The following is a 2,056-nucleotide window of genomic DNA, read 5'->3' on the forward strand; positions in this document are numbered from 1 at the left end:
CAGAACATCTCCGTGGTCGCCACCATAGAGGGAATCATCGCCTTCGCCACCATAGAGGGCGTCACTGCCGGTGCCGCCATAGAGCTTGTCGTTGCCTTCGCCGCCGTAGAGTGCGTCGCTACCGGCGCCGCCGGAGAGAATGTCATCGCCGAGGTTTCCGAAGAGGGTGTCATCACCGGTGGAGCCATCGATGGTGTCATTGCCATCTAGGCCGGCGATGATGGTGGAGTTGATCAAGGCACTTTTGATCTGATCGTCTCCTATAGTCCCAAGAGCGATTGCTTGACTTCCCGCAATGAGGTGTATGTCGAATGCGTCGCCATGAACCGACCCCTTCGCCTCCATAGCTAAAAGAATGGCCGTGGTCGCTTCGGTATCGCTCTTATTTAGAATGTCTATGAATTCAGTTAGCTTAGCTAGGCCGGGGATATGGTCGTTTTCGTACGACTCCCGCAGGGCTGCCACCAGCGCGGTGACATCCCATCCAATGTCATTCCCATTGATCTTGATGCCTAGCAAATCGATCAGCGGTGCGAAGTGGCTCTGCAGCATGAGTTGGCCATAAACATAGTCAGCCAAGGACGCATAAGCTTCCATGAGTTCCGCGGCTGCATTCGGGCCAGGGTTGGACGTGCCGGCATTCGTTCCACTGCCCTGAGTGAAGGTTTCTCCGAGAAAGGCTTCCAGCACATAGAGCTTGCGGCCATCGGCCAGGTAGGCGCCGCGGCTGTTTGTGCTGTATTGGTCTGAGCCGGTCCAGGCGAAGAGGATCTGATCCAGCAAAGCATGGCGGGCGACGACATCGGTTTCCTGCGCGAACTGTTCGACCAGCGCCTGCAATTGCCCGGACTCGTCCCGCGCCATGGCCTGGCGCAGGTCGTGGACATTGCCAAAGGCGGCAACGTCGGGGAGGGCGGCGATCTTGTCGCTGATGGCGACGAGGTGGGTGTCCAGGGTATTGGCCAGATCGCTCTGGAACCAGACATCGGTCACGGTGGCGGTGGTGCCATCCGCACGGGTGAAGCTGCCGGTCTGCAGATGCTGATTGCCGTTGGCGTCGGTGGTGGTGGTGTTGGTGTAATTCAGCGCGATGCGGGCGACGCTGGCCTCTTCGAGGGTGAGAAGTTCGCCTTCATCGGTAATGCCGTCACCGTCGGCATCCTTCCAGACGCGCAGGCTGGCATAGGCGGCGTCGTTGGCGTCGATGACGCCGTCCAGATTGGAATCGAGCTCGCGTAAAGCGGCAAAGCCGTTGGCGGCTTTATTGCCGTTGGCGAGGGTGGTGTTGTTGCCGAAGAGCTCGGAACCCTCATCGATGGTGCCATTGCCATTGCGGTCGAGGACCAGCAATCCATCGTCCTTGCCGACCCAGCCGGACTGCTCGGCGAAGCCGTTGCCGTCATGGTCGAAGAAGACGCCGTTGGCCAGCGAGGTGGTTTCGACGCCGTCGCCGTCGAGGTCGAGGATCAGGGGGGAGGTGGTGGTTTGGGCTTGGTTGAAATGGTCTTTAGTGCGATTACGAATGACTTGGGAGTCTATGGTGGAGAAGCTCACATTCAGAGCTGGGCTATCTGATATGGACTGAAGAGCCTCGGAAATTGCATCGCCATTAGCGATTAGCTCTTTTGCAGCAGCAGCTCCAACCTGGAGAGCAATGCCTAGGGCTCTGCCTTGAGGTGTGAAGCCGAACGGAGAGGCGGAAACGATTACCCCTATTCCCCCAATAATTCCAAGTGCCGCTTGAATGGCAGAGGCGCTGTCGCCGCTATTTATAGCGGAGCTTAATTTCGTCACCTCATATGCGATATTGGCTCCCCCTGCCAAGTTGCCAGCGAGCGTGATGATCTCGCTCTTATTGACAATAGAGAGTAATGTGCTCGCAACGCCTATTGACGTTAAGGAAGTGCTGAACAAATCATGATCAAGCGCCCGCGGACCGATTTCGAGCGCGTATCAGTGAGGACCTTTCGAGTTCGAAGGCATTTTTCGCTTCCGACCGGGTCGGCCACGGGCCGTTGCCCCCGCTTTCGCTCCTTGGTGCCCCATCAGGACGCAC

Annotated in this window: 1 protein-coding gene; it reads right to left on the bottom strand. The window is 57.9% G+C overall.

Translation table 11 applies throughout. The features are described 5' to 3' along the window. Positions 1-1,554: calcium-binding protein (locus C7389_RS24990; RefSeq protein ID WP_483964197.1), on the bottom strand; the 1,554-nt coding region annotated here is incomplete at its 3' end. Between the last annotated feature and the right edge of the window lie 502 nt (positions 1,555-2,056).

The organism is Azoarcus indigens (genome assembly GCF_004361735.1).
GTDB classification, from domain to species: Bacteria; Pseudomonadota; Gammaproteobacteria; order Burkholderiales; family Rhodocyclaceae; genus Azoarcus; species Azoarcus indigens.